Source organism: Pseudomonas sp. C 49-2, from assembly GCF_003970195.1.
GTDB classification, from domain to species: Bacteria; Pseudomonadota; Gammaproteobacteria; order Pseudomonadales; family Pseudomonadaceae; genus Aquipseudomonas; species Aquipseudomonas canadensis.
Genome location: NZ_RXYG01000008.1, coordinates 136,065 through 162,201, shown reverse-complemented (window position 1 = coordinate 162,201; position 26,137 = coordinate 136,065). Strand labels below are relative to the sequence as shown.

Annotated in this window: 27 protein-coding genes; 15 read left to right on the top strand and 12 right to left on the bottom strand. The window is 61.5% G+C overall.

The window, feature by feature from the left end; all coding sequences use genetic code 11:
- Positions 1 to 114 precede the first annotated feature (114 nt).
- Positions 115 to 2,622 (top strand): ATP-dependent helicase HrpB, encoded by a 2,508-nt coding sequence (hrpB, locus tag EJ576_RS17455; protein WP_126570775.1) that lies wholly within the window; start codon positions 115 to 117, stop codon positions 2,620 to 2,622.
- On the opposite strand, the gene EJ576_RS17450 is transcribed toward hrpB, so the two are convergent.
- Both EJ576_RS17450 and EJ576_RS17445 read right to left on the bottom strand, forming a co-directional pair.
- Positions 2,623 to 3,711, bottom strand: a complete 1,089-nt coding sequence (locus EJ576_RS17450; RefSeq protein WP_126570774.1) for an endonuclease/exonuclease/phosphatase family protein — start codon at positions 3,709 to 3,711, stop codon at positions 2,623 to 2,625. It abuts the gene before it with no gap.
- Between the two features lie 40 nt (positions 3,712 to 3,751).
- A complete protein-coding gene (locus tag EJ576_RS17445; RefSeq protein WP_025999910.1) occupies positions 3,752 to 4,411 on the bottom strand; it encodes a YciC family protein in 660 nt (219 codons plus the stop codon).
- Between the two features lie 176 nt (positions 4,412 to 4,587).
- Between EJ576_RS17445 and EJ576_RS17440 the strand changes: the two genes are divergently transcribed.
- The 3 genes from EJ576_RS17440 (at position 4,588) to EJ576_RS17430 (ending at position 6,556) form a co-directional block, all read left to right on the top strand.
- The gene (locus EJ576_RS17440; protein WP_068932002.1) at positions 4,588 to 5,325 is read left to right on the top strand and encodes a DUF2076 domain-containing protein; all 738 of its coding nucleotides are present in this window, start codon (positions 4,588 to 4,590) and stop codon (positions 5,323 to 5,325) included.
- Positions 5,326 to 5,442: 117 nt separating this feature from the next.
- The gene (locus tag EJ576_RS17435) at positions 5,443 to 5,919 is read left to right on the top strand and encodes an NYN domain-containing protein (RefSeq protein WP_010206743.1); all 477 of its coding nucleotides are present in this window, start codon (positions 5,443 to 5,445) and stop codon (positions 5,917 to 5,919) included.
- 25 nt (positions 5,920 to 5,944) lie between these two features.
- Positions 5,945 to 6,556: a PolC-type DNA polymerase III gene (locus EJ576_RS17430; RefSeq protein WP_122727982.1), complete on the top strand. Its 612-nt coding sequence runs from the start codon at positions 5,945 to 5,947 to the stop codon at positions 6,554 to 6,556.
- A 202-nt stretch (positions 6,557 to 6,758) separates the two neighbouring features.
- Here EJ576_RS17430 and EJ576_RS17425 read toward each other — a convergent pair whose 3' ends face one another.
- Positions 6,759 to 7,067 (bottom strand): DUF6124 family protein, encoded by a 309-nt coding sequence (locus EJ576_RS17425; RefSeq protein ID WP_126570773.1) that lies wholly within the window; start codon positions 7,065 to 7,067, stop codon positions 6,759 to 6,761.
- A 229-nt stretch (positions 7,068 to 7,296) separates the two neighbouring features.
- Between EJ576_RS17425 and EJ576_RS17420 the strand changes: the two genes are divergently transcribed.
- Positions 7,297 to 7,545: an acyl carrier protein gene (locus tag EJ576_RS17420; RefSeq protein WP_122727986.1), complete on the top strand. Its 249-nt coding sequence runs from the start codon at positions 7,297 to 7,299 to the stop codon at positions 7,543 to 7,545.
- Positions 7,546 to 7,633: 88 nt separating this feature from the next.
- Here the strand turns inward: EJ576_RS17420 and EJ576_RS17415 are convergent, their stop codons facing one another.
- Positions 7,634 to 8,095 (bottom strand): Lrp/AsnC family transcriptional regulator, encoded by a 462-nt coding sequence (locus EJ576_RS17415; protein WP_010174823.1) that lies wholly within the window; start codon positions 8,093 to 8,095, stop codon positions 7,634 to 7,636.
- 160 nt (positions 8,096 to 8,255) lie between these two features.
- On the opposite strand from EJ576_RS17415, the gene yedA reads away from it, so the two are divergent.
- Together yedA and EJ576_RS17405 are read left to right on the top strand one after the other, a co-directional pair.
- Positions 8,256 to 9,152 (top strand): drug/metabolite exporter YedA, encoded by an 897-nt coding sequence (gene yedA / locus EJ576_RS17410; protein ID WP_068932000.1) that lies wholly within the window; start codon positions 8,256 to 8,258, stop codon positions 9,150 to 9,152.
- 48 nt (positions 9,153 to 9,200) lie between these two features.
- Positions 9,201 to 10,535 carry a DEAD/DEAH box helicase gene (locus EJ576_RS17405; protein WP_126570772.1) on the top strand — a complete coding sequence of 445 codons (1,335 nt, stop codon included), beginning with the start codon at positions 9,201 to 9,203 and terminating at the stop codon, positions 10,533 to 10,535.
- Between the two features lie 132 nt (positions 10,536 to 10,667).
- On the opposite strand, the gene EJ576_RS17400 is transcribed toward EJ576_RS17405, so the two are convergent.
- Together EJ576_RS17400 and EJ576_RS17395 are read right to left on the bottom strand one after the other, a co-directional pair.
- Positions 10,668 to 11,894 carry a TIGR03862 family flavoprotein gene (locus EJ576_RS17400; RefSeq protein WP_126570771.1) on the bottom strand — a complete coding sequence of 409 codons (1,227 nt, stop codon included), beginning with the start codon at positions 11,892 to 11,894 and terminating at the stop codon, positions 10,668 to 10,670.
- A gap of 170 nt (positions 11,895 to 12,064) precedes the next feature.
- A complete protein-coding gene (locus tag EJ576_RS17395; RefSeq protein ID WP_126570770.1) occupies positions 12,065 to 12,985 on the bottom strand; it encodes a histone deacetylase in 921 nt (306 codons plus the stop codon).
- 75 nt (positions 12,986 to 13,060) lie between these two features.
- On the opposite strand from EJ576_RS17395, the gene EJ576_RS17390 reads away from it, so the two are divergent.
- From EJ576_RS17390 to EJ576_RS17380, 3 genes are read left to right on the top strand one after another with little or no spacing between them, the layout of a single operon-like run.
- Positions 13,061 to 13,630 carry a GNAT family N-acetyltransferase gene (locus EJ576_RS17390; RefSeq protein ID WP_122727991.1) on the top strand — a complete coding sequence of 190 codons (570 nt, stop codon included), beginning with the start codon at positions 13,061 to 13,063 and terminating at the stop codon, positions 13,628 to 13,630.
- 38 nt (positions 13,631 to 13,668) lie between these two features.
- Complete coding sequence (tesB, locus tag EJ576_RS17385) at positions 13,669 to 14,538, top strand: acyl-CoA thioesterase II (protein WP_016976734.1); 870 nt, start codon at positions 13,669 to 13,671, stop codon at positions 14,536 to 14,538.
- Entirely contained in the window at positions 14,535 to 15,128 is a 594-nt protein-coding gene (locus EJ576_RS17380) for an HAD family hydrolase (protein ID WP_122727993.1), read from the top strand. The genes tesB and EJ576_RS17380 overlap by 4 nt, the downstream gene beginning before the upstream one ends.
- Positions 15,129 to 15,233: 105 nt before the next feature.
- Here the strand turns inward: EJ576_RS17380 and EJ576_RS17375 are convergent, their stop codons facing one another.
- From EJ576_RS17375 to EJ576_RS17365, 3 genes are read right to left on the bottom strand one after another with little or no spacing between them, the layout of a single operon-like run.
- Positions 15,234 to 16,223, bottom strand: a complete 990-nt coding sequence (locus EJ576_RS17375; protein WP_126570769.1) for an alpha/beta hydrolase — start codon at positions 16,221 to 16,223, stop codon at positions 15,234 to 15,236.
- On the bottom strand, positions 16,224 to 17,111 hold the full coding sequence (locus EJ576_RS17370) for a neutral zinc metallopeptidase (RefSeq protein WP_068931993.1): 888 nt from the start codon (positions 17,109 to 17,111) through the stop codon (positions 16,224 to 16,226).
- A gap of 53 nt (positions 17,112 to 17,164) precedes the next feature.
- Positions 17,165 to 17,581, bottom strand: coding sequence for a lipoprotein (locus EJ576_RS17365; protein ID WP_068931992.1), 417 nt, complete (start codon positions 17,579 to 17,581; stop codon positions 17,165 to 17,167).
- Positions 17,582 to 17,759: 178 nt separating this feature from the next.
- Between EJ576_RS17365 and EJ576_RS17360 the strand changes: the two genes are divergently transcribed.
- Positions 17,760 to 18,638 (top strand): DMT family transporter, encoded by an 879-nt coding sequence (locus tag EJ576_RS17360; RefSeq protein ID WP_016976739.1) that lies wholly within the window; start codon positions 17,760 to 17,762, stop codon positions 18,636 to 18,638.
- A 2-nt stretch (positions 18,639 to 18,640) separates the two neighbouring features.
- Here the strand turns inward: EJ576_RS17360 and EJ576_RS17355 are convergent, their stop codons facing one another.
- Positions 18,641 to 19,975, bottom strand: a complete 1,335-nt coding sequence (locus tag EJ576_RS17355; RefSeq protein WP_126570768.1) for an MFS transporter — start codon at positions 19,973 to 19,975, stop codon at positions 18,641 to 18,643.
- A gap of 210 nt (positions 19,976 to 20,185) precedes the next feature.
- On the opposite strand from EJ576_RS17355, the gene quiC reads away from it, so the two are divergent.
- Positions 20,186 to 22,087, top strand: a complete 1,902-nt coding sequence (gene quiC, locus EJ576_RS17350) for a 3-dehydroshikimate dehydratase QuiC (RefSeq protein WP_126570767.1) — start codon at positions 20,186 to 20,188, stop codon at positions 22,085 to 22,087.
- 78 nt (positions 22,088 to 22,165) lie between these two features.
- Positions 22,166 to 22,807 (top strand): TetR/AcrR family transcriptional regulator, encoded by a 642-nt coding sequence (locus tag EJ576_RS17345; RefSeq protein WP_028618034.1) that lies wholly within the window; start codon positions 22,166 to 22,168, stop codon positions 22,805 to 22,807.
- 138 nt (positions 22,808 to 22,945) lie between these two features.
- Here EJ576_RS17345 and EJ576_RS17340 read toward each other — a convergent pair whose 3' ends face one another.
- On the bottom strand, positions 22,946 to 23,794 hold the full coding sequence (locus tag EJ576_RS17340) for a shikimate dehydrogenase (RefSeq protein ID WP_126570766.1): 849 nt from the start codon (positions 23,792 to 23,794) through the stop codon (positions 22,946 to 22,948).
- Positions 23,791 to 24,240, bottom strand: a complete 450-nt coding sequence (gene aroQ / locus EJ576_RS17335) for a type II 3-dehydroquinate dehydratase (RefSeq protein ID WP_126570765.1) — start codon at positions 24,238 to 24,240, stop codon at positions 23,791 to 23,793. The genes EJ576_RS17340 and aroQ overlap by 4 nt, the downstream gene beginning before the upstream one ends.
- Positions 24,241 to 24,447: 207 nt before the next feature.
- On the opposite strand from aroQ, the gene EJ576_RS17330 reads away from it, so the two are divergent.
- Complete coding sequence (locus EJ576_RS17330; protein ID WP_028618031.1) at positions 24,448 to 24,969, top strand: RNA polymerase sigma factor; 522 nt, start codon at positions 24,448 to 24,450, stop codon at positions 24,967 to 24,969.
- A 63-nt stretch (positions 24,970 to 25,032) separates the two neighbouring features.
- Positions 25,033 to 26,031 carry a FecR family protein gene (locus tag EJ576_RS17325; protein ID WP_122728005.1) on the top strand — a complete coding sequence of 333 codons (999 nt, stop codon included), beginning with the start codon at positions 25,033 to 25,035 and terminating at the stop codon, positions 26,029 to 26,031.
- Positions 26,032 to 26,137: the final 106 nt, after the last annotated feature.

The following is a 26,137-nucleotide window of genomic DNA, read 5'->3' as shown; positions in this document are numbered from 1 at the left end:
CAAGCCAGCTCCCACCTTTGACCGCGTTGCCAGGCGCAGCCGGTGGTGTTTTTCAGACCAGCGTCGGCATCCGGCAGTTCGCCGTTATACTCGCCGCTCTGCTTTGGAGCCAGTATGAATTCGTTGCCGATTGATGAAGTTTTACCTGCACTGCGTGACGCCTTGGCGAATCGCCATGAAGCCGTGCTCGAAGCGCCCCCCGGCGCCGGTAAAACCACCCGCGTGCCCTTGGCGTTATTGAACGAACCCTGGCTGGCCGGGCAGACCATCCTGATGCTCGAACCCCGCCGTCTTGCAGCCCGTGCGGCGGCCGAACGCCTGGCCAGTGAACTGGGCGAGAAGGTCGGCGAAACCGTCGGCTATCGCATTCGTCTGGACAGCAAGGTCGGCCCCAATACGCGCATCGAGGTGGTTACCGAAGGCATCCTCACCCGCCGCCTGCAGGATGACCCGGCGCTGGACGGCGTGGGTTTGCTGATCTTCGACGAATTCCACGAACGCAGCCTCGACGCCGACCTGGCACTGGCCCTGAGCCTCAACGGCCGCGAACTGTTTCGCGATGATCAACCGCTGAAAATCCTGCTGATGTCCGCCACCCTAGAAGGCGAACGCCTGGCCAGTCTGCTGGACGACGCGCCGATCCTGCGTAGCGAAGGGCGTATGTTCCCGGTGCAGATGCGCTGGGGCCGACCTTACCAGCCCGGTGAGTTCATCGAGCCGCGTGTGGTGCAGACCATTCTCGAAGCCCTGCACGACGAAACTGGCAGCGTGCTGGTTTTCCTACCGGGGCAGGCCGAGATTCGTCGGGTCAACCAGCAACTGGCCGACGCCCTCGGCGAGCGCACCGATGTGTTGTTGTGCCCGCTGCATGGCGAACTGGACCTGAACGCCCAACGCGCTGCTATCGATCCAGCACCCGCCGGTAAACGCAAAGTAGTACTGGCGACCAACATCGCCGAGACCAGCCTGACCATCAATGGCGTGCGCGTGGTGATTGATGCCGGGCTGGCGCGAGTACCGCGTTTCGACCCCGGCAGCGGCATGACCCGCCTCGATACCCAACGTATCTCTCGCGCCAGCGCCACCCAGCGCGCCGGCCGGGCAGGGCGCCTGGAGCCGGGCGTGTGTTATCGCTTGTGGTCCGAAGACCAGCACGAAGGCCTGGCCGCTTACGGCAGTGCGGAAATCCTCGCCGCCGACCTGGCCGGACTGGCTTTGCAGCTCGCGCGTTGGGGTGTCACGCCCAACCAACTGGTGTGGCTGGATGTGCCGCCGACCGCCGCGTATGCCCAGGCCCAGGATTTGCTGGTGCGCCTCGGTGCTTTGAATGAAGACAAACTCACCGCCCATGGGCAGAAGATGGCCGAGTTGCCGGCCCATCCGCGTATCGCCCATCTGCTGCTGCGCGGGCAGGATTTTGGATTAGCGGCGACGGCCTGCGATGTGGCCGCATTGCTGGGAGAGCGCGACATCCTGCGCGGTGGCGGTGCGGATTTGCACAGTCGATTGGCGCTGTTGTCCGGCGAAGAACGCGCACGCGGTACCCAAGGCGGCGTGCAGCGGGCCAGGCAACTGGCGCGACAATATCGTGGTTACTTAAGAGGCCAGGCCACTCAAGCCGTTGCCGACCCCGACCACCCGCGCTGGCTCGGTGCCTTGCTGGCGCTGGCCTACCCGGATCGCGTCGCCCAGCAACGTCGCCCCGGCGGTGCGGAATATCGCCTGGCCAACGGCCGCGCGGCGCTGTTCGCCGAAGCCGACAGCCTGATGAAACAGGCCTGGCTGGTCATCGCCGACCTGGGCAGTCGCCAGGGCCAGCGCGAAGAGCGTATCTACCTGGCGGCGGATTTTGATCCGGCGCTGTTCGACACGGTGCTGGCCGAGCAAGTGCGCAATGTCGACCAACTTGACTGGGACGAACGCGAAGGTGTCCTGCGCGCCGAACGCCAGCGCAAGGTCGGTGAACTGGTGCTCAGCCGCGAACCGCTGACCGGCCTCGACGAATCCGCTCGCAGCCAGGCGCTGGTCAACCTGGTACGTCGCAAAGGCCTGGAACTGCTGCCGTGGACGCCGGAACTGCGCCAATGGCAGGCCAGGGTCATGCTGTTGCGCCAACTCGACGCCGGTAAAACCAGCGAATGGCCCGATATTAGTGACAAAGCTTTGCTCGCCAGCCTCGAACACTGGCTGATGCCTTACCTGGGCAAAGTCTCGCGCCTGAGCCATTTTGCCAACCTCGATATCTCCAGCTTCCTGCACAACCTGCTGCCCTGGCCACTGCCCCAACGTTTGGACGAACTGGCGCCACAGCATGTGAAAGTGCCATCGGGTTCGTCAGTGCGTTTGGACTACAGCGAACAGCCACCGATCCTGGCGGTACGCTTGCAGGAATTGTTCGGGCTGGCCGACACCCCGCGCATTGCTGGAGGGCGCCAAGTGGTGAAGCTGCATTTGCTGTCCCCAGCGCGGCGGCCGGTGCAGGTGACGCAGGACCTGGCGAACTTCTGGCGCAGTACCTATGCCGAGGTGAAGAAGGATTTGAAGGGGCGGTACCCGAAGCACTATTGGCCGGATGACCCGCTGGTGGCGGAGGCGACGGCGCGGATCAAACCGCGCAAGTGACTACTGGGCGGCAGGTAGCAGAAACCGCGCAATCACCGGTAAATGGTTGGAAATACGCAACGTATCCTCCTGCCGCACCTTGGCTTCCACCCGTTTGATCCGCGGGCTGTGGAACAGGTAATCCAGCGTACGATCCGGGCCGTCTACGCTTGGGTCGTTGGGGAAGTTCGTCAGCCATTTCTCACGATCAATCCCGCTGGATTGGCTGTTGCTCGGGATCATTGGGTATTTGTCCCACAGCAAATGCAGCTCGCTGTCCGGCGAATACTGCCCGCGTTTGGTGGCGTCCAGGCGTAGGAATTGCCCCAAGGGCAGCAGATTGAAATCCCCGCCGATCAGCCAGGGCGTGCCACGGCCCTCGAATTTATCCAGCAGTTTGACCGTAGTTTTCACCTGATCCTGCACCGCGCTGCGCCCAGGGGCATCGCCATCCAGGCGGGTGTTGAGCACCGCGAGTTGGCCGCCATCGCTCAAGGGCAGGTAAGTCAGCAGCAAAGCCGGCTTGGGTTGGAACTGGCGGCTGATGATATTGGCCTCGGGCGCCGGTAGTTGCAGGCGTTCGGCGTGTTCGATCTGGTAACGGCTGAGGGTCGCCAGTTTGCGGCCGACGCTGCCGAAGATGTGCAGGTTTGGCACGAAGTCGGCTTTCCAGTCGAAGGCCTGGGCGCTGCAGGAGTAGAGGTCGACCAGGCGCTCCTGCAAAAGGGCCAGTTGGTCCTGGTAGTGAGAAGGCTTGGCGTTTTCGTCGAGCTCCTGCAACAGCAGGATGTCGGGTTGTTCGTCGCGGATGACCCGTGCCACTTCGTCGAGGCTGGCGGCCATGTCTTCCACGGTGGGGCGGTCGTCCGGGCCGCTGCCGTCGGAGGTGTCGTACCAGAACACATAATTTTTGCCGGCCAGGTATTGCACGTTCCAGGTCATGACCTTAAGTGCCTGCCCCGGCAATAGTGTCGGCGCACGCGGCGCGACGCAGCTCACCGGCAGGGTTTCCTTCGCCTCGGGGCGCCAGGTCAGGCTGTAGATCAGGGCGGTCAGCAAGCCTGCGACGATCAGCAGGCTCAGCAAGGTGATGCGCAATAAACGGGTCATCGGCTCGGCTTATAGCGTTTCAGAGGTGGCACGGAGCATATCACCGCGCGTCGGCATCGCCACCGATCAGCATGAATAAACGAAACAGCACCACGCTGGTAAACAGTTGGAGGAAGCTGTGGGCACTGTCCAACAGCAAGCCAATCAGCGGCGCAGGTGTTGGATACGCTGCAACGCTGGCGCCCTTGAGCAACCACAGTGGCGTCATCACGCACAGCAGGCACACCAGGATCAGCCAGAAATGCCCACGGCTCAGGCGGAAGCTTTCCTTCATCGCCTCCAACGCCGGCATGCCGCGCAGCACCAGCAGGTACTCGGCAAACGCCAGCACCACCATCAGCCACAGCCCCGGCAGGAAATACAGCGACAGGCCCAGCAGAATCAGCAGCGTGCTCATCGCCGTCAGCAGGGCGAAGCGCGGCCACAGGGTAAGGGCCATGGCCCAGACATCTTTAGTGCGCGGCGACTCGCCACGGGTGCGAGCATCCAGAAACAGGATCAGCGCGCCGGTATACAGCGGGTACACCAGCAACCCCACCACCACGCTGTAGCCGGGAAACGCATCCGGGCCGACGACGTGGTTGAGCACCTGTTGCAGCAGGGCTTCGAAAATCACCAACGGCAGACACAGTTGGACGATGGCGCCCAGGTTGCGTTGGGTGAAACGGAAGGAGTCGCGCAGCACGTCTAACGGATTCATCAAGTTCATCGCAGGCCTGAAAGCAAGGGCAACACTTTAACCGATCATCACCGGAGGTAAGCAAACGTAAACCTTGAGTAAAGACCATTGAAACAACTCGTAACACCCCCATAACTAGGGCGGCGCCTGATTAAAGGCGAGACCACGATTTCTACCGGCAATCTAACGAGGTCGCCATGAACAGCGAAGAGCAAACCCTGATCGATGGACTGTTTTCACGGTTGCAACAAGCCGAAACGGACTCAGCCCCCCGCGACGCCCAGGCCGAAGCGCGGATCAAGGAGCACATGACGCGCCAACCGGCGGCCGGGTATTACATGACCCAGTCGATCCTGGTGCAGGAACACGCGCTCAAGAGCCTCGACGCGCAGAACAAGCAGCAGGCGCAGCAGATCCAGCAATTGCAAGATGAACTGCAGCGGGCCAAATCCGCGCAGCCTGCTCCGGCGAGCAGCGGCGGTTTCCTGTCGAGCATCTTTGGCGGCGGCGGTTCCCGTGATCAGCAGCCGGCTCAAAGTGCACCGCCGTCTTCTGGTGGCGGCTGGCGCGAACCGGCGCGGCCTGGGTTCAGCCAACCTGCCCCGCAGCAGAACTATCAACAGCCTGCTCCAGCCGCTCCGGTGGGCAGCGGCTTCCTCGGCGGCGCGATGAAAACCGCTGCCGGCGTGGCCGGTGGTGTGTTGCTGGCCGAAGGCATCAGCAGCCTGTTCAACCACAATTCGCAACAGCCGCAAGTCGTGGAAGAAATCATTCGTGAGGAGCCAGCGCCTGCCAGTGACAACGGCAACTGGGGCAATGATGACCAGAAGTACGCCGGCAACGACAGCTGGGGCAGCAACAATTCGGACAGCTTTGCCGACAGCGATTATTCCGACGATTCTTCCTCCTTCGGCGACGACGATTCCTTCGTCTGACCCACCCAGACCGGGGCGACTCGTTGCCCCGGTCTGATTTTTCCCGGAAACCTTCTCGCGGCTGGCATACTTGCACCCTTTCCGGGCCCTGGCGCCTGGCTGTCATGAGGAAGTGCGGTGAAGAAAATTGCAGTGTTCGCCGATGTGCAAAACCTCTATTACACCGTCCGCCAGGCCTATGGTTGCCACTTCAACTACGCTGCGTTGTGGGCTGACATCAGCTCGCGCGGGCAGATAGTCGAGGCGTACGCGTATGCCATCGACCGTGGCGACAGCAAGCAGCAGCAATTCCAGCAGATCCTGCGCAACCTGGGCTTTACGGTAAAACTCAAGCCCTACATCCAGCGCAGCGACGGTTCGGCCAAGGGCGACTGGGACGTGGGCATCACCCTCGACATCATGGACGCCGCCGACCACGTCGACGAAATCGTGCTGGCCTCCGGCGACGGTGATTTCGACATGCTGCTCGACCGGGTTATCCACAAGCATGGCGTCGAGGCCGTGGCCTATGGCGTACCGGGGCTGACGGCCAACTCATTGATACGCGCCGCCAGCCGGTATGTGCCGATCGAAGGCGCGTTGTTGCTCAAATAAATGCTAAGACGGAGTTGGAACAGGTTTGGAACGTATAGCGGTCATCGACTTTGAAACCACCGGCATCACCCCGAGCAGCCGTTGCCGGGCCACGGAAATCGCGGTGGTCATCCTTGAGCGTGGCCAGATCGTGGACCGCTACCAGAGCCTGATGAAAACCGGCGTGCACGTGCCCGCGTTCATCGAACAACTCACCGGCATCAGCAACGCCATGCTGCGCAGCGCGCCGCCGGCGGAGCGGGTGATGAATGAGGTCAATGAGTTCGTCGGCGTCACGCCGTTGCTGGCGCACAACGCCGCGTTCGACCAGAAGTTCTGGGACTTTGAGCTGGGTCTGATCCGCCGCACCCGTTTGCAGAAGTTCGCCTGTTCGCTGCTGCTGGCGCGTCGCCTGATGCCATCGGCGCCCAACCACAAGCTCGGCACGTTGAACGCCTACGCCCAACTGCCCCACACCGGCAAGGCTCACCGGGCGATGGCGGATGCGGAGATGGCCGCCAACCTCACGGCCCACCTGGCCCAGGAACTGCGCGGGACCCATGGCTTGCGTGAACTGACCCATGATCTGCTGTGCACCTTGCAGAAAGTGCCGGCGGCGAAGATCAATGAACACCTGAAGAAGCATCGCGGGTTCTGAGCTCGCCACAAATCCGTGTGGGAGCGGGCTTTTGTGGTGAGCGGGCTTTTTGTGGTGAGCGGGCTTGCCCCGCGCTGGGCTGCGTAGCAGCCCCAAAACCTGACACTCCGTTCTAACTGAAAGAACGCGGCGCCCTTAATTGGGGCTGCTCCGCAGCCCAGCGCGGGGCAAGCCCGCTCACCACAACGTCTCGGTTGTCAGGCTATTGTGGCTGCACACACTCCAACGCCCGATCCACCACCCCCTTCGCCATCCCCACAAAATGCATCACTGCCCGCTGCTGCGCGCTCAGTACCTCAGCCGAGTCCTGCACCGTCTCCACCGCGCAATGCAGCAGATCCGCCGCATGGGCGAGGGCGTCTTCGAAGCTCAGGTTGTCGTTCAGAATGAAATGGGGCGCATCCGGTGAGGACGCTTTGAGGTAGTAGTCGATGGCGCGGCGGTTGAGCAGGGCGTCTTCGCTGAGGAAGGCTGCGCCGTTGCCAGTTGATGCGAAAGTTGCTTTGACCATGTCGAAACTCCAGGTTATTTAACTCGCTCCTTCTGTCAATTTCGGCTTGCACTTCCGGTCATCGATGGGTCGATGACGCGAGGCAGGTTAGTCGTGCAGTCTCGGTGTAACAAGAGGGTTAGAACTTGCTCGGAAAATTCCCGCAAGTGAATACGACCGGTCTTGCTGGCCTTTAAAAACGGCCCTCTGATATCTATTCAGTTACTCAGGGGGAAAGGAGTTCGGTTAAATGAGGGCCGAGATCAGCGAAAAAGTAATCCAACTGTTCGTCAACATCATTGGCTTCATCGACCGAAGCCAGGTGACGGAACAAACGGATTTCATCCGCGACTTCAAGATCATTGATGACGACCTGACCTGCTTCGTCATGCAGATCAAATGGCAATTCAATCTGCAAGCCACTCAGGCAGATTGGGATCACATCACCACGATCAAGCAGATTGTCGATTTGATTGTTGAGCGCTCAAATCTGCTTTGATGCAACTGACGTCATCGCAGGCAAGCCAGCTCCCACCGTTGGAATGCATTTCAACTGTGGGAGCCGGCTTGCCGGCGATGGCGGCGGTTCAGCCACCATTTTTCCCATTGCCCTCCAACTGCCCCAACGGCACCCGCCGCTCTATCGCGCTCGACAAAATAATCGAGGTCTTGCTGAACCCGAACTTCGCCACGCGGTTGATCAAGCTCTCCAACTCCGGCATCGACCCCACGGCTGCCTGCATGATCACGCACGGATCGCCGGTTACCCGATGGCACTCCGTCAATTCAGGGATTTCCGCCAACGCGTCATACACCTTCTGGCTGCCGTGATTGGTCAACCGTAGCTCAATCACGCACTGAATAGGCAAGCCCACTTTGGACAAGTCCACCTTGGCCTGATACCCGGTGATCACGCCACTGGCCTCCAGCTTGGCCACGCGCTCGGCCACGGCGGGGGCGGAGAGGTTTACCGTGCGGGCCAGTTGCGCGTAGGACGCGCGGCCGTCTTCGAGCAGGGCGCTGAGGAGCATGCGGTCGTATTTGTCCATGATAAGGCTCCGGTTGCGCGTGACTTTCGAAAGCACGGTTTATAGCCTTCACAACCATGCTTTGAAAAGTGTATTGGCGTTTTAAACAGGTTTTGTAACTTATGTTTAACGACCTGTCTTTTTAGAATAAGCCTCCCATCTCCTGCCATAGAGCCGCCCAATGCCTGGCCCACGTCGCTTTCCCTTACCGTTGATCGCCGCCTTTTTTGCGCTGTATGTGATCTGGGGTTCCACCTATCTGGTGATTCGCATCGGCGTGGAGTACTGGCCGCCGTTGTTGCTGGCGGGGATTCGGTTTTGCACGGCCGGGGCGTTGATGTATGGCTTCCTGCGCTGGCGTGGCGTGCCGGCGCCGACGTGGCCGCAGTGGAAAGCAGCCGGGATGATTGGTCTTTTGCTGCTCACCGTGGGCAATGGCGGTGTCAGCGTGGCGGAACACATGGGCGTGTCGTCCGGCGTGGCGGCGCTGGCCGTGGCGACGGTGCCGTTGTTCACCTTGCTGTGTGGGTATTTCTGGGGCGCGCGCAACACTCGCTTGGAGTGGGCGGGGGTGATTCTGGGGATCATCGGCATCGCCATGCTCAATATGGGCAGCACGTTGCAATCGAGCCCGATGGGTGCCGTGTTGCTGTTGGTGGCGGCGGCTTCCTGGGCGTTTGGTTCGGTGTGGAGCCGGCAATTGCCGTTGCCCCAGGGCGCCATGGCCAGTGCTGCGGAGATGCTGGTCGCCGGCGTAGCGCTGTTGTTCGTCAGCGCGCTATCCGGTGAACGCCTGCAGGCCACGCCGCCGCTGGAAGGCTGGCTGGCCCTGGCCTATCTGACGGTGTTCGGCTCGATCATCGCCTTCAACGCCTATATGTACCTGCTCAAGCATGTGCGCCCGGCGGCGGCCACCAGCTATGCCTATGTGAACCCGGCGGTGGCGGTGTTACTGGGGATTGTGTTCGTTGGCGAGACCATCGGTTTGGAAGAAGCCTTGGCCATGCTGGTGATTATCAGCGCCGTCCTGCTGATCAGCCTGCCCCAGTGGCGCAAGCCGAAGGCGGAAATAAGGTAAACTGCGGCGCATTGCGACCTTGCGCTGAATTTTTCCTACGGTAAACACATGACTTTCGCCACCCTTGGCCTGATCGAACCCTTGCTGCGCGCCCTTGAGACGCTTGGCTACCAGACCCCGACGCCGGTGCAGGCGCAAGCCATTCCGGCGGTGCTGGCCGGTCGCGACCTGATGGCCTCGGCCCAGACCGGCACCGGCAAGACCGCCGGTTTCGCCGTGCCGTTGTTGCAACTGTTGACGATGGAAGGGCCGAAAGTCGCCGCCAACTCGGCACGCGCGCTGATCCTGTGCCCGACCCGCGAGTTGGCCGAGCAGGTGCACGCCAGCGTCGCCGAGTACGCACAAAACCTGCCGCTGACCACTTACGCGGTGTACGGCGGCGTGAGCATCAACCCGCAGATGATGAAGCTGCGCAAGGGCGTCGACATCCTGGTCGCCACCCCTGGCCGCCTGATCGACCTGTTCCGCCAGAACGCGCTGAAACTCAACCAGCTGCAAACCCTGGTGCTGGACGAAGCCGACCGCATGCTCGACCTGGGCTTCTCCGAAGAGCTGGCGAACATCTACCGCATGCTGCCGAAGAAGCGCCAGACCCTGTTGTTCTCCGCGACCTTCTCCGATGAGATCCGCACGCTGGCCGGGCAGATGCTCAACGACCCGCTGAGCATCGAAGTCAGCCCGCGCAACGTCGCCACCAACACCGTGAAGCAGTGGGTGGTGCCGGTGGACAAGAAGCGCAAGCCGGAGCTGTTTGTGCACCTGATGCGCAAAGGCCGCTGGAAGCAGGTGCTGGTGTTCGCCAAGACCCGTAACGGCGTGGATGCGCTGGTGGATAAGTTGCAGGGCCTGGGCATCAATGCCGACGGCATCCATGGCGACAAGCCGCAAGCCACGCGCCAGCGTGCGCTGGACCGCTTCAAATCCAGCGAAGTGCAGATCCTGGTGGCCACCGACGTGGCGGCCCGTGGCCTGGATATCGAAGACTTGCCGCTGGTGGTCAACTTCGACCTGCCGATCGTGGCCGAAGACTACATCCACCGCATCGGCCGTACCGGGCGTGCGGGCAACACCGGTGAGGCGATTTCCTTGGTGTGTGCCGATGAGGTGAACATGCTGTCGGCCATCGAGATGCTGACGCGTCAGACCTTGACCCGCCACATGGAACAAGACTTCGAACCGGAACACCGCGTGCCGGACACCGATGCCAGCGGGCAGGTGGTGAAGAAGCCAAAGAAACCGAAGAAGCCTAAAACCTCGGGCGGTGGTGGTAAGCGCAACCTCGGCAAGTGGGTGGACAGCGGAGAAGTGGCGCCGTCGGAGCCGTCGATCAAGCCGGTGCGCAAGGTACCTGTTTTTAATACCGGGCCGCGCAAGAAGAAGTAAGTTTTTCAGCGCTGCTGATGGCCTCTTCGCAGGCAAGCCAGCTCCCACATTTGACTGAGTTCCCACATTGGAATGCAGTCAAATGTGGGAGCGGGCTTGCCCGCGAAGGCGGCTCGGAATTCACCGCAAATCTCAGCGGTGAAGCCACTCCAACATCCCCCGCCCAGCCGCTCTGCCGCTGGCAAAACACCCCGTCAACAGATACCCGCCCGTCGGCGCTTCCCAATCCAGCATCTCTCCCGCACAAAACACCCCCGGCAACTGCTTGAGCATCAAGCGCTCATCCAACGCTTCAAATGGCACGCCGCCCGCTGTGCTGATCGCTTCATCCATCGGCCGGGTCTTCACTAGGGTCAAGGGCAACGCCTTGATATCCACCGCCAACTGCGCCGGATCATTGAAGTGGTCAGACGGCGCCAACTCGCGCAGCAGTGCGGCTTTCACCCCATCCAACCCCAATTGACTGTGCAGATGCTTGCTCATCGAGCGTGAGCCACGCGGTTTCGCCAACGCGGCCTGAACCTTGTCCAGCGGCTTGCTCGGCAGCAGGTCGATATGCACGGTGGCCGAGCCGTCCCTGTTGATCGCTTCGCGAATCGGTGCCGACAGCGCGTAGATCAAGCTGCCTTCGATCCCGCTGGCGGTGATGACGCATTCACCCAGCCGAGGCTTGTCTTCCCCTAAACCGATGGCGACGTTTTTCAACGGCGCGCCAGCGAATTTGCTGACCATCAACTCGCTCCAGGCCGACACCTCGAAACCGCAGTTGCTCGGTTGCAGCGGGGCGTAAGGCACGCCTTTGTCTTCCAGCAACCTGAGCCAGGCGCCGTCAGATCCCAACCGTGACCAACTGCCGCCGCCAAGGGCCAGCAGCACGGCGTCGCTGTGGACAGTTTTTTCGCCTTCGGGGCTGTGGATAAGTAAGTCGCCCTCGGCATTCCAGCCCAGCCAACGATGACGGGTGTGGATAACCACGCCTTGGTCGCGCAGGCGCTTGAGCCAGGCGCGCAACAGGGGCGCGGCTTTCATGTCGGTGGGAAACACACGACCGGAGGTGCCGACAAACGTTTCGATGCCCAAGCCATGAATCCATTCACACAACGCCTCAGCCCCGAAACTACGCAGCAACGGCGCCATGTGCGGCGCACGTTCGGCGTAGCGTGACAGGAATGCCGGGTACGCTTCGGAGTGGGTGATGTTCATGCCGCCCACGCCGGCCAGTAGGAACTTGCGCCCCACCGAGGGCATGCCGTCGTACAGGTCCACCCGCACGCCCGCCTGGCTCAGGACTTCGGCGGCCATCAGCCCGGCAGGGCCGCCGCCGATAATGGCAACGTGAGGAGGAGGGGTCTGAGGCATGGGCAGGGCTACGGTCGCTGAATAGGTCGAGCATTCTACCCGAGGACGGCGCAACTGCCTGATCAAAAAATGTACAACTTCCTACGGGCCAGACTGCTGCTGGCTTTCAGGCCCTTACGCTCAAGTTATCCACAGGTGGTTCCACAGGGATTGTGGGTAACGCCCACGGTTCAATGACAACCTGATGACGTCCACACCCGCTGTGCACTGTGGTGCAGGATGCCGTGGCGGCGGGCGAGGGCGGGGCGGTCCTTGCTGTAGCCGCCGCCGATCACGCCCATCACCGGGATGTCTCGGCCCAGGCAGTGGCGCATCACGCTTTCATCGCGGGCGGCGACGCCTTGGTCTGTCAGCTTGAGGTAGCCGAGGGCGTCGTCCTTGTGCACATCGACGCCGGCGTCGTACAGCACCAGATCGGGTTGGTACAGCGGCAGCAGGTAGTTGAGGGCGTCGTCCACCACCTTGAGGTAGTCGGCATCGCCCATGCCCATGTGCAGCGGAATGTCCCAGTCGCTCTGGGCCTTGCGCGCGGGGAAGTTCTTTTCGCAGTGCAGCGACACGGTGATAGCGTCTGGCGTGTCGTGGAGGATGCGCGCGGTGCCATCGCCCTGGTGCACATCGCAATCGAAGATCAGCACGCGATTAACCCGGCCGCTGGCCAGCAGGTAATGGCTGATCACCGCCAGGTCATTGAAGATGCAGAAACCCGCCGGGTAATCGTAGTGGGCGTGGTGCGTGCCGCCGGCCAGGTGGCAGGCCAGGCCGTGCTCCAGCGCTTGTTCCGCCGCGAGAATCGAACCGCCCACCGCCCGCACGGTGCGCCGGGCCAAGGCTTCGTTCCAGGGCAGGCCGAGGCGGCGCTGGTCTTCGCGGGACAATTCGCCGCCCATGTAGCGCTCGATGTACCCAGCGTCATGGGCCAGGGCCAGAATCTCGGGTGGGCACAGTTGTGGGCGCAGCAGTTGGCTGTCCTCGGTCAGGCCGCTGTCTACCAGGTGGTCGCGCAACAGGCGGAATTTGTCCATGGGGAAGCGGTGGTCCGCCGGGAACTCGGGGCTGTAGTCATCGTGGTAGATCAATGGCAAAGGCATGGGATTTTCTGACGGGAACCTGCGACGGATCTTAACAGCGCTGTACACTCACGCACATGGCAAGGGAGGGGACCCATGGAGCCGATACTGGAATTGGAAAGCGCACGCCTGGTGTTGCGAGAATGGCGCGACAGCGACCTGGCGGAGTTCGCGCGCATGTGCGCCGACCCGCAGGTGATGCGTTATTTCCCGGCCAGGCTGAGTCACCTGGAAAGCGCCGCGTTGATTGGCCGCATTCGCGGGCACTTCGCCGAATATGGCTTTGGCCTGTGGGCGTTGCAGCGCAAGGACACCGGGGAATTCATCGGCCTCACCGGATTGCTGAATGTCAGCTTCGAGGCCGACTTTACCCCGGCGGTTGAAATTGGCTGGCGCCTGGCCCGCGAGCACTGGGGCCTGGGCTATGCCAGCGAGGCCGCGTGGACTGCGTTGCGCTGTGGGTTTGATCGTTTGAATTTGGACGAAATCGTCGCCTTCACCACGGAAGCCAATCTGCCATCACAAAAAGTCATGCAAGCCATCGGTATGCATTACGATCCGCTGGCAGATTTTGAACACCCCAAGGTCGCAGCCGATGACCCGCTGCGCCATCATGTTTTGTACCGCATCACCCGCGCCCAATGGTTGGACACGCTGCACGGATAGGCAGCCCGGAATGCCCCGTAGATTTTAGGAGTTGCTCTATGAGCCAAGTATTGGAAGATCTGGTGGACTTGCTGACCCTGGAGCCGATCGAGGAAAACCTCTTTCGCGGCCGCAGCCAGGACCTGGGTTTTCGCCAACTGTTCGGCGGCCAAGTGCTCGGCCAGTCGTTGTCGGCTGCCAGCCAGACCGTAGAAGAAGCGCGGCACGTGCATTCCCTGCACGGTTACTTCCTGCGCCCCGGCGATGCGAAGTTGCCGGTGGTGTATTCGGTGGACCGTGTGCGTGATGGCGGCAGTTTCAGCACGCGCCGCGTGACCGCGATCCAGAAGGGCCACCCGATCTTCACGTGCACCACCTCGTTCCAGTACGACGAACAAGGCTTCGACCACCAGACCACCATGCCCGTGGTAGTGGGCCCTGAAAACCTGCCGTCGGAGCTGGAGCTGACCCAGCAACGCGCACACCTGATCCCCGAGCACATGCGCGACAAGCTGCTGTGCCCCAAGCCGATCGAAGTGCGCCCGGTCACCGAAAAAGACCCGTTCAACCCGCAGCCGTCCGACCCGGTCAAGTACGTGTGGTTCCGCGCCGATGGCGCCCTGGCCGACTCGCCGGCGCTGCATAAATACCTGCTGGCCTACGCCTCGGACTTCGGCCTGCTGACCACCTCCTTGCTGCCCCATGGCAAGACCGTGTGGCAGAAAGATATGCAAGTCGCCAGCCTCGACCATGCGCTGTGGTTCCACGCCGACCTGCGTGCCGACGACTGGTTGCTGTACGCCATGGACAGCCCATGGGCCGGCAATTCCCGTGGTTTCTCCCGTGGCAGCGTGTACAACCGTGCCGGGCAACTGGTGGCGTCGGTGACCCAGGAAGGCCTGATTCGCCATCGCAAGGATTGGGCATGAGTCTGTCGGACATCAAACACTGGGTGTTCGACATGGACGGCACCCTCACGGTCGCCGTGCATGACTTCGCGGCCATTCGCGTGGCCTTGGAGATTCCGCCCGAGGACGACATCCTCACTCACCTGGCGGCGTTGCCTGCCGATGTCGCGGCGGCCAAGCATGCCTGGTTGCTGGAGCATGAGCGCGAGTTGGCGCTGGGTTCAGTTGCGGCGCAAGGCGCAGTCGATCTGGTGCGCGAGTTGGCCGGGCGTGGTTACCGCTTGGGCATCCTGACCCGCAATGCGCGCGAGCTGGCGCACGTCACCCTGGAAGCGATCGGCTTGGCGGACTGCTTTGCCATCAAGGACGTGTTGGGGCGTGATGATGCGCAACCCAAGCCCGATCCGGATGGCTTGCTGAAGCTGGCGGCCGCTTGGGACGTGGCGCCGAGTGAGATGGTGATGGTCGGTGATTATCGCTTCGACTTGGACTGTGGCCGGGCGGCGGGAACGCAGACGGTGTTGGTGAACCTGCCGGAAAACCCCTGGCCGGAGTTGGCCGATTGGCATGCCGAGGATTGCGCCGCGCTGCGCCAAATGCTCCAGCCCTGACAATAGGGATCAACTGTGGGAGGGGGCTTGCCCCCGATGGCGATGTATAAGTTAGCAGATGTGTAGCTGGCAGACCGCAATCGGGGGCAAGCCCCCTCCCACAGGTTATTGCGTGAACAGCACCGTCTGGCCTTCCGGCGACGTAAACATCCCATCCCCGTTATGCCCCACCCCCGGCACTTCCACCAGTTGATGGCTCAACTGCGGATGACGCTGCTTGAGGTAATCAAAATAGTTGTGCCCACGAATCAGGCGATACGCGCCCTGGGTCTCGGCTGCGCAGCTTTTATCCAGCGCCGGGTGGTTCGGGTCGGTGTCTTGCTGGCCCAGCAGGTAGGTGATGTTGCGTGATACATATGCCTGTTCCAGCTGCTCGGCGCTCTGCCCCTTGGCGTAGGCCGGCAGGTTTTGCAGGCCGTACTTCCAGTCGTTGAAGCCTGGGCAACTGGCCGTGTCAAATTTCACCGGGCGCTGCGGGGTGAAATAGGCGTAGGAGGATGGATTGGCCACTACGTATCGCAGGCCAATGCCTTCGGTCTGCAGGGTTGGGTGGTCGTGGCCGGTGAGCGCGAAACGCTGCACCACCTGGCCGCCGCCGGAGTGACCGGCGACCACGATTTCCTTGAGCGCCGGGAACAGCTTGCGGTTGCCCAAGTGCTTGATGATCTGGTCGAGGGCGCCATAGGAGCTGATCTGCCCCGGACCGGTCGAGGGCTCGCCGGCCATCCAGTCGTTGCCATTCCAACGCAGCACTTGGTTGTCCAGGTGGTTACGTTTCACGTCGGATTCATTTAGAAACTGCGGCGCAATCACCAGTGTATGGGCGGCCTGGCCCGCATGCTCGGCGGCGTCTTCACCGCTTTGCAGGTAAGTCTGCGCATTGCGCAGGCGACCATGCACGATGATCAAGGCGCGGGTGACCTGGGGCAGCGGTTTAGTCCAGTCCTGGCTTAAACCCAGACTGAGGTCGCCGGCCTCCAGCTGGAAACGATCGGGACTGACTTCTTTTACGCCATGCTCTTTTACGACAGGCCCGGCGGCGAAGGTGGAACAGGTGACCAACAAGCCCAGCAGCAGTCCCAATCGTTTATTCATTTAAAGACTCTTGGCGGTAAAAGTGTCGCATTGAGTGATCTGGCCCTGGGCGAAGCCGGTCTTGAACCAGCGAACCCGCTGTGCCGAGGTGCCGTGGGTGAACGAGTCCGGCACCACGCGCCCCTGACCCTGTTGCTGCAAGCGGTCATCGCCGATGGCGTTGGCCGCATTCAGTGCTTCTTCAATGTCGCCGGGTTCGAGCCAGTTCAGGCGCTTTTGCGCACGGTTGGCCCATACCCCGGCAAAACAGTCGGCCTGCAGCTCCTGACGCACCAGCAGGCCGCCGTCGCCTTGCATCTGCCGGCCTTGCTGGCGCGCCGCCTGGATCTTCGAAGAGATACCCAGCAGCGTCTGCACGTGGTGCCCGACTTCGTGGGCGATCACGTAAGCCTGCGCAAAGTCACCGGCGGCTTGGAAGCGTTGCGACATTTCCCGGAAGAAATCCAGGTCCAGGTACACCTGCTGGTCAGCCGGGCAATAAAACGGGCCGCTGGCCGAGGTGGCCCCCCCGCAGGCGGAGTTCACCCGGCCGCGGAACAGAATCAGTTTCGGGTTCTTGTACGCCAACCCGTTTTCCTGGAACACCTGGCCCCAGGTGTCTTCTGTATCGCCCAGCACCGCGCGGACAAAATCCGCTTGCTCATCGTTGGCCGGCGGCGCCTGGCGCGATTGCGTGCTTACCGACGGCGCCTGTTCCATCTGGCCGGTCAACTGGCCGAGGATCTGCAAGGGGTCCTGGCCGGTCAGCCAGCCGATGCCGACGATCAGCACAATGGCCGTCAGGCTCAGGCCCTTGCCGCCGCCAAAGCGCATACCGCCACCGCCGCCGCCACTGTCATCGCGGGCATCCACCACGTTGTCGCTGCGTCGGCCTTTTTTCCATAGCATGGGGCAATCCTCTCGGTGAACGGTCCTGCATTGATTGGGAAAGAGTATGGCCGTTAATCGCGGCAATAACCTTCGCCGGTATCGACAATCAGGCAATCCTTTTTATCCGCCAACCATTTCAAACCGGTGGCTTCACCGTTGCCGGCGCTCAGTTGCTGGGGGCCGTCCGGGCGGGTAAAGGCGATGCCGTCTTCGTTGGCCTCACCCTTGAAGGTGCCGGCGTCGTCATCATCAAGGCCGTATTTCATGGTCAGCAGGTAGTGACCTCGGCCGATGCTGTCGTCCTTGGCGATGGTCAGGTAGAGGCCTTCGACGCCGATCCATTTGCCGACCCATTTGTCGGTGGGCGGGGTTTGCGGCACCAGGGTGGCTTGTACGGAAGCCGGCGCGGGTTTGGGCGCTTCCTTGGTTTCTTGATTGCAGGCGGTGAGCAGGGCAAGGGCAGAAAGAGCAAAGAGGATTTTTTTCATAGCAGCAAGGCCTTGGTTGAAAAGTGTACAACTGGACGGTCAACGTGCAGCGTTGGACTCGAAACCGGTGATTTAGTGCGCTGTTCGCACGGTGTTTGGTTATGCTCTTAGAGCAGGCTCCGACCCGGCTGCTAGATTACCGGGTTGAGCTCGACCGCGCGCCACACACGAGAATCCGATGACCGTCAGTACCCCTTTATCCGGCGTCAACCATCCCTTCAAGGGCATTTTGCTGATTGTTTTGGCGACGTTTCTGTTTTCCAGTCACGACGCCTTGTCCAAATACCTGGCGGGGTTCTACCCGATCGTGATGGTGGTGTGGGCGCGTTACTTGGTGCACACCCTGTTGATGGCCGGGATTTTCCTGCCGCAGTCGGGCTTGCGCGTGCTGCGCAGCAAGCGACCCGGGATGCAGGTGGTGCGGGCGCTGTGCCTGTTGGGCACCAGTCTGTTTTTTACGGCGGCGCTGCATTACATCCCGCTGGCGGAAGCCACCGCGGTGAACTTCCTCGCGCCGATCCTGGTGACGGCGCTCTCGGTGCCGCTGCTCGGTGAACACGTGACTCGTGGCCAATGGCTGGCGGTGATCTGCGGGTTTGTCGGCGTGCTGATCATCATCCACCCCGGCGGCGAACTGTTCACTCCGGCAGTGCTGCTGCCGCTGTGTTCGGCGTTGTTCTTCTGCTTCTATCAACTGCTCACGCGCATCCTCAGCCAATACGACACGCCCACCACCAGCAACTTCTTTGCTGGCCTGTGCAATACCTTGGTGATGAGTGCGATGGTGCCGTTCTTCTGGCAGATCCCCACGCTATGGCATGGCGCATTGATGCTGGCGCTGGGCACCTGTGGCATGACCGCACACTTGATGCTGACCCAGGCGTTCCGCTTCGCGGCGCCGGCCTTGCTGGCGCCGTTCGGCTATTGCCAGATCGTGTTCGCGGGGTTGTTGGGCTGGCTGGTGTTCAACCATACCCCCGATGTGACCACGGTGGTCGGCATCGGGGTGATCTGCATGAGCGGGTTGGCCGCTGCCTGGCAGCAGCGGCGTAGGTAGAGTTAGACGTCTACTGTCGGAATCTTGCGTGGCGCCATGAAGTACATCCAGGTCAGCGCAATGAAGTACATCGCCGGGATCAGGGTGAACAACACGGTGTAGTTGTTGTTCGTCACCGTCAGGATGTGGCCGACGATCTGGGTCATGAACATGCCGCCAATGGCCGCGCACATGCCGCCGAAGCCGAACACCGTGCTCATCATGTGCTTGGGGGTGTAGTCCATCACCAGGCTCCAGATGTTCGCGGTCCAGGCCTGGTGCGCACCGATCGCCAGGGAGATGGCAAACACTGCGACCCACAGTTGGCTGGAGCCGGCGGCCATGATCACGCCGACGATGCAGCAGGCAAACAGCAGCATCGACAGCAGGCGCGCCTTGATCGAGTTCATGCCACGACCGATCAGGAACGACGACAGAATCCCGCCCCCCACGCTGCCGAAGTCGGCCGTCAGGTAGATGATGATCAGCGGAATGCCCATTTGGGTCACGTTGATGCCCAGGTTGTATTGTTGGTTCAGGAACGGCGGCAGCCAGTACAGGTAGAACCAGAACACAGGCGCGGTCAGTGCGTAGGCGATGGCGAAGGCCCAGGTGCCGCGCATGCGCAGGATGCGGCTGAACGGTACGCCTGGTTGTTCCGGTTCGACATGCTGTTGCACGTAGTCCAATTCGGATTGTTTAACTGTCGGATGGTCTTCCGGGTTGTAGTACTTCAAACCCCAGAACACCAGCCAGATCGCGCCAAGCGATGCCATGCACAGGAACGCTGCCTGCCAGCCCCACACGTGGAGGATCAATGGCAGCAGCATCGGCGTCATCATCGCGCCAACGTTGGTGCCGGCGTTGAAGATACCGGTGGCCACCGCACGTTCACCCGCCGGGAACCACAAGCGCGTGGTCTTGACGCACGCCGGGTAGTTGGCGGCTTCGGTCAACCCGAGGATAAAGCGACACACCATAAAGCCGACTGCCGAGGTCGCCAGGCCGTGGGCGCCGGTCGCCAGGCTCCACAACAGCACCGCGCAGAAGAACACGCGTTTCACGCCGACCCGGTCGATCAAGCGGCCCTGCAGCACAAAGCCGATGGCGTAGCCGACCTGGAACCAGAAGTTGATGTTGGCGTAGTCCATCGCCGTCCAGCTCATTTCTTTGGCGAGGATCGGCTGCATGACGCCCAGCGCGGCGCGGTCGATGTAGTTGAGGGTGGTGGCGAAAAACACCAGGGCCAACATGCCCCAGCGCGTTTTGCCCACGGCGAGGGCGCCGCGGATCTTGTCGCCGATGCCGGCGTGCGGGGTGCCGTGGCGCGCGGCCAGGGCGGAGTTTTGCAGAGGCATGAGGTCGTACCCGTTTTTTGAAATTTTTATGGTGTGTTCTGGGTCTGTTACGTCATCGATGGTGCGCAGTGGCTAAAAAATCGTCAATTCGCCAAAGGGGCATAGTGTTCGATAATCGCACCAAAAACTAACTGGTTCGTACATTTTAATTGCTGCGGTTAGGCTAGCGGCGAATAATTTGCCACAAACAACAATTGCCGGGAGTCGCCCATGCAACGTTCCATCGCCACTGTTTCCTTGAGCGGAACCCTGCCGGAAAAGCTCGAAGCCATTGCCGCCGCCGGGTTCGATGGCGTCGAGATCTTTGAGAACGACTTGTTGTATTACGACGGCAGCCCCCGCGAAGTTAGGCAAATGTGTGCCGACCTCGGCATTGCCATCACCTTGTTCCAGCCGTTCCGCGACTTTGAAGGCTGCCGCCGCGACCGCCTGGCGCGCAACCTGGAACGTGCCGAGCGCAAATTCGATTTGATGCAGGAACTGGGCACCGACCTGGTGCTGGTGTGCAGCAATGCCTCGGCCGACAGTGTGGGTGACGAGCGTATTTTACTGGATGACCTGAGCCTGCTCGCCGAACACTCCGGCCGCCGTGGCCTGCGTATTGGCTACGAAGCGTTGGCCTGGGGCAAGCACGTGAACACCTGGCAGCAGGTCTGGAACCTGGTGCGTCAGGTCGATCACCCCAGCCTCGGCGTATTGCTCGACAGCTTTCACACCCTGTCGCTCAAAGGCGACCCGAGTGCAATTGCCGAGATCCCCGGCGACAAGATCTTCTTCGTGCAAATGGCCGACGCGCCGATCCTGGCCATGGACGTGCTGGAATGGAGCCGGCATTTCCGCTGCTTCCCCGGGCAGGGCGAATTCGACCTGGCGGGGTTCCTCGCGCCGATCATCAAGAGTGGTTACACCGGGCCGCTGTCCTTGGAGATTTTCAACGACGGCTTCCGCGCCGCGCCGACCCGCGCGAATGCGGCGGATGGCCTGCGCTCCTTGCTGTACCTGGAAGAGAAAACCCGCGAGCGCCTGAAGCAGGAAGCCCCTGCACAGCCTGTCGAGATTCTGTTCGATACCCCGGCCGCCAGCGAGTACGACGGCATCGAGTTCCTTGAATTTGCCGTGGATGAAAGCCTCGGCGCCAAGCTGACCGTCTGGCTGGAACGCCTGGGGTTCGTCAAGGCCGGGCAGCATCGCTCCAAGAGCGTGAGCTTGCTGCGCCAGGGTGATATCAACCTGATCCTCAACTGTGAACCCTATTCCTTCGCCCACAACTTCTTCGAAGCTCATGGACCGTCATTGTGCGCCACGGCGATTCGGGTCAAGGACAGCGCCAAGGCCCTGGAGCGGGCGGTGGCGTACAAAGGCCAGCCGTATCGCGGCCTGGTCGGGCCCAATGAGCTGGAACTGGCGGCGGTACGTGCGCCGGATGGCAGCCTGATTTACCTGGTGGACCAGAGTGAAGGCGGCCTCTACGACACTGACTTCAACCTGCAACCTGCGGCGTCATCCAGCGGCGGCTTGCTGCGCATCGACCACATGGCCATGGCGTTGCCGGCCGACAGCCTCGACAGTTGGGTGCTGTTCTACAAGAGCCTGCTGGATTTCGAAGCCGACGACGAGGTGGTGCTGCCCGACCCCTACGGTCTGGTGAAAAGCCGTGCCCTGCGCAGCCGTTGCAGCTCGATCCGCCTGCCGCTGAATATCTCCGAGAACCGCAACACCGCGATTTCCCACGCGCTGTCGAGCTATCGCGGCTCCGGCGTGCACCACATTGCCTTCGACTGCGCGGATATTTTCGCCGAGGTGCGCCGCGCCAAAGAGGCGGGTGTGCCGCTGCTGGATATCCCGCTCAACTACTACGACGACCTGGCGGCGCGGTTCGATTTCGATGACGAGTTCCTCAGCGAGTTGGCGTACTACAACGTGCTGTACGACCGCGACGCCCAGGGCGGTGAGTTGTTTCATGTGTACACCGAGCCGTTCGAAGGGCGGTTTTTCTTCGAGATCATCCAGCGCAAGAACGGTTATGCCGGCTACGGCGCGGCCAATGTGGCGGTGCGTCTGGCGGCGATGGCAAAATCGCGCAGCGGTGCGGTGCGTCTGGCGCGTTTATAACGGCGGGTCAGGTGCTTTCTTTCAGGCCGCATCGCGGCCCATAATCACGGCCTGCATAACACTGGCCGTGAGCGCACCATGACCACCGAGGCACCTCGCAAGAGTCGTAAGAACAATCCGGAAAAGACCCGCGAAAACATACTCCAGGAAGCCATCGTCGAGTTTGTCCAGCAAGGCCTTTCCGGCGCTCGCGTGGACGCGATCGCCGAGCGTATCCACACGTCCAAGCGCATGATCTATTACTACTTCGGCAGCAAGGAGCAGTTGTACGTCGAGGTGCTGGAGAAACTCTACGGCGACATTCGCAACACCGAAACACGCATGAACCTCACGGCGCTGGAGCCGCGTGAGGCGATCCGGCGGCTGGTGGAGTTCACCTTTGATCACCATGACCAGAACGTGGATTTCGTGCGCATCGTCAGTATCGAAAATATCCACAATGCCGAATATGTGAAGCGCACCGACACCATCAAGGCCATGAACAGCAAGATCCTTGAAGGGCTGGGCGAAACCTTGCGCCGTGGTGCCGAGCTGGGCTTGTTCCGGGAAGGGCTGGAGCCGTTGGACGTGCACCTGCTGATCAACTCGTTCAGCTTTTACCGAGTGTCCAACCGCCATACCTTCAGTGAGATTTTTCAGATCGATCTGTCGGATGAGGCGGTTAAACAGCGGCATCGGGACATGATTTGTGAGTCGGTGATGCGTTACCTCCAGGCCTGAAGTCTCAGGTTGGAATGCATTCAAAATGTGGGAGGGGGCTTGCCCCCGATGACAGTGGGTCAGCTACAGATAAGCTGGCTGATCCACCGCTATCGGGGGCAAGCCCCCTCCCACATTTGGATTTTTATTCCAACTCAGTTAGGTATTCATGCTTTGGAAATGCGCCAGCATCCTATCGGCATCCGGCACTTCCCCACTGAACAGCTCAAACGCCTTCACCGCCTGAAACACCGCCATGTTGCCGCCATCCAAGGTGCGGCATCCCAAGGCGCGGGCGTCGCGTAGCAGTTCGGTTTCCAGCGGGAAATACACGATCTCCGCCACCCACAATTCAGCGCGTAGCCAGGTGGCCGGAACGGGGGTGCCCGGCAGCTTGGCCATGCCCATCGGCGTAGTGTTGACCAAGCCATCGGCCTCGGCCAGGGCATTTTCCAATTGATTGCCAACTTGAGCCCGACCAGCGCCGAAACGCTGCGCAAGGTTATCCACAAGGTCGCGGGCGCGGCTGATGTCCACGTCAAAAATACTCAACTGCTCCACACCTTCAGCCAGCAGCGCATGCGCCACCGCCGCGCCCGCACCACCTGCGCCCATCTGCACCACGCGTTGGCGTGCCACATCCTTCAGGTTGCGCCGAAAGCCTTCGGCGAACCCCAGGCAATCGGTGTTGTGGCCGATGCGCTTGCCGTCCTTGAACACCACGGTGTTGACCGCGCCAATCCCGCGGGCCTCGTCGGACAGTTCATCGAGCAGCGGTAGGATCGCCTGCTTGCACGGGTAGGTAATGTTCAGGCCGGTGAAGTGCATCAACTCGGCGGCGTCCAGCAAGTCGGGCAGGGCGTTGATGTCCAGGTGCAGCGGCTCAAGGTCGATCAGGCGATACAGGTAGCGCAGGCCTTGGGCGTCGCCTTCTTGCTCATGCAGGGCGGGCGTGCGCGAGGCCTGGATGCCAGCGCCGATCAGCCCGGCGAGGATACGCGGTTTCATCGGGCCGACCCTTTGAGCAATTGGCTGAAATGTTCCAGGGCCAGGTGGTAGCCGTGGCTGCCGAAGCCTGCGAGGACGGCCTTGGCAATGGGCGACACAAACGAGTGGTGCCGGAACGCTTCACGGGCATGCACGTTGGAGAGGTGTACCTCGATCACCGGCACTTCACTGGCTACCAGCGCATCGCGAATCGCCACGGAGGTGTGGGTCCAGGCTGCCGGGTTGATCACGATACCGGCGCAACGTGCGCGGGCGCCGTGAATCCAGTCAAGCAATTCGCCTTCGTGGTTGGTCTGGCGGAATTCGATTTTCAGCCCGAGCTGTTCGGCGCTGCGACCACACAGGGCGGCGACATCGGCCAGGGTTTCATGGCCGTAGGTGGCGGGCTCGCGGGTGCCGAGCAGGTTGAGGTTGGGGCCGTTGAGCACCAGCACGATAGGCGACATGGGATGTATCTCCACAGTTCTTGTTAGTTGTGTGGATAAAATGTACTGGTTGGTTAATTTGGTCAATTGATGGCGGCGGATATGTTCGATTACCGAACTGTTAATCAGGCCTTTGGTACAAGCGGATCAGATTAGATATCAATTGAAAATCATTCTCGACAACGCTTAATATGCCCGCCTGTTTCCTTTACATTCCAGGGAGTCGGTTTGTCGGACGTGGATCTCAAGGGCCTGTTTCTCAAGCATGCCGATACCCTGCGCGGGTATCTGGCGCGCAAGGTACGGGACCCGCAGTTGGCCGCAGACCTGGTGCAGGAGAGTTTCCTGCGCCTGGCGGAAAAGCCGGCCGGCGAGCGCATCGACAACTCCCAGGGCTATCTCTATCGAACGGCGAGCAATCTGCTGATCGACCATATTCGCCAGGAAGCGCGGCGCAAGACAGACTCCGTGCCCCATGAGGCGCTGGCCGAGATTGAAGATGAAGTGGCCGGGTTGGAGGCTCAGGCAATGGCGCAGCAACAGCGACAGGCATTGAAGCAGGCACTGGCGGAGTTGCCGGAACGCACCCAGCAGATTTTCCGTCTCAACCGCATCGAAGGCATGACCCACGCCCAGGTCGCCCGGCACCTGGACATCTCCGACAGCTCCGTACAAAAGCACCTGGCCAAGGCGTTGGCCTACGTAATGCAGCGCTTGCAGGACGGCGAAGTCGCGCCATCCGACGAATGAGTTACCGAAATGCGCCACTTCAGACGTCACAGCGTTACATAACGAAAAATTCGAGATTCACACGTGAATAGCCAGGGTCCGCAACAGCACAGCATTACCGAGGCGGCCGCCGAGTGGGCGGTGCGCTTGCACGCAGGTGCCCTGACCGAACAGGAGCAGGCCGAGCTGCAGCATTGGATCGCCTGCGACAGCCGCCACGAAGCGGCGTTGCGTTTTGCCGAACAGACATGGGCAGCATTGGGCGATGTGTATAAGGAAGATCCCGTGCACCGCCAGCGTCCGTCAGTGGCACCTGCGGCGGTGCGCCGAACCCAACGGCGAAGGCCATGGCAACGTGCGGCCGCCGTCGCGTTGGTCGTGGTGGTGGCGGGTGTTGGCTGGGTGCGCGGGCCGCAGGTGTTGCTGCGCATGCAAGCGGACTACATCACCGCCAAAGGCGAGGTGCGCACCGTGCATCTGGCCGACGGCAGCAAGGTCGAGCTGGATTCCGCCAGCGCTATCCGCCTGGACTACGACGGTGTGCAACGTCGCATCAGCTTGCTCCAGGGTTCGGCAATCTTTGACGTGGCGCCCATGCTCGGCGAGGAAACCCGGCCGTTCGTGGTGCAGAGTGCCGGTGGGCAGACCCGCGCGCTGGGCACGCGGTTTGTGGTGGAGCGTGAAGACGACAGCCAAGCGTGGGTCGGCGTGCTGGAACACAGTGTTGAGGTGTCCCTGAGCGCAACGCCGAAAAAGGGGCCGTCCGACAGGGTGGTCCAGGAAGGCCTGGCCGTACGCTACAGCCCTCAGCAAGGCATCGTCCCCTTGGACCAACTCGATGTTGCGCGCGCCACCAGTTGGCGGCGCGGTGTGTTGATCTTTGATCGCCAGCCGTTGGCCAACGTCATCGAGCAACTCAACCGCTACCGTCCCGGGCGCGTGGTGTTGGCCGACTCGGCGTTGGGCGAGCGTGAAGTCAGCGGCGTGTTCCGCCTCGATATGCTCGACACCGCCCTTGCCACACTTACCCAGGAACTCCAGGTGCAACGCCTGGACCTGGCTGGCCTCAGCCTGATCTATTGATGACCCGGTGGGGCCTGCTCCCACCGCCTGAAATCCCCCTTCCTGAAAAACTTTCAAAAACCCTTACTGACTTCCCGCGCCTCGTACGTCTTGCTAGGTGAGAAGC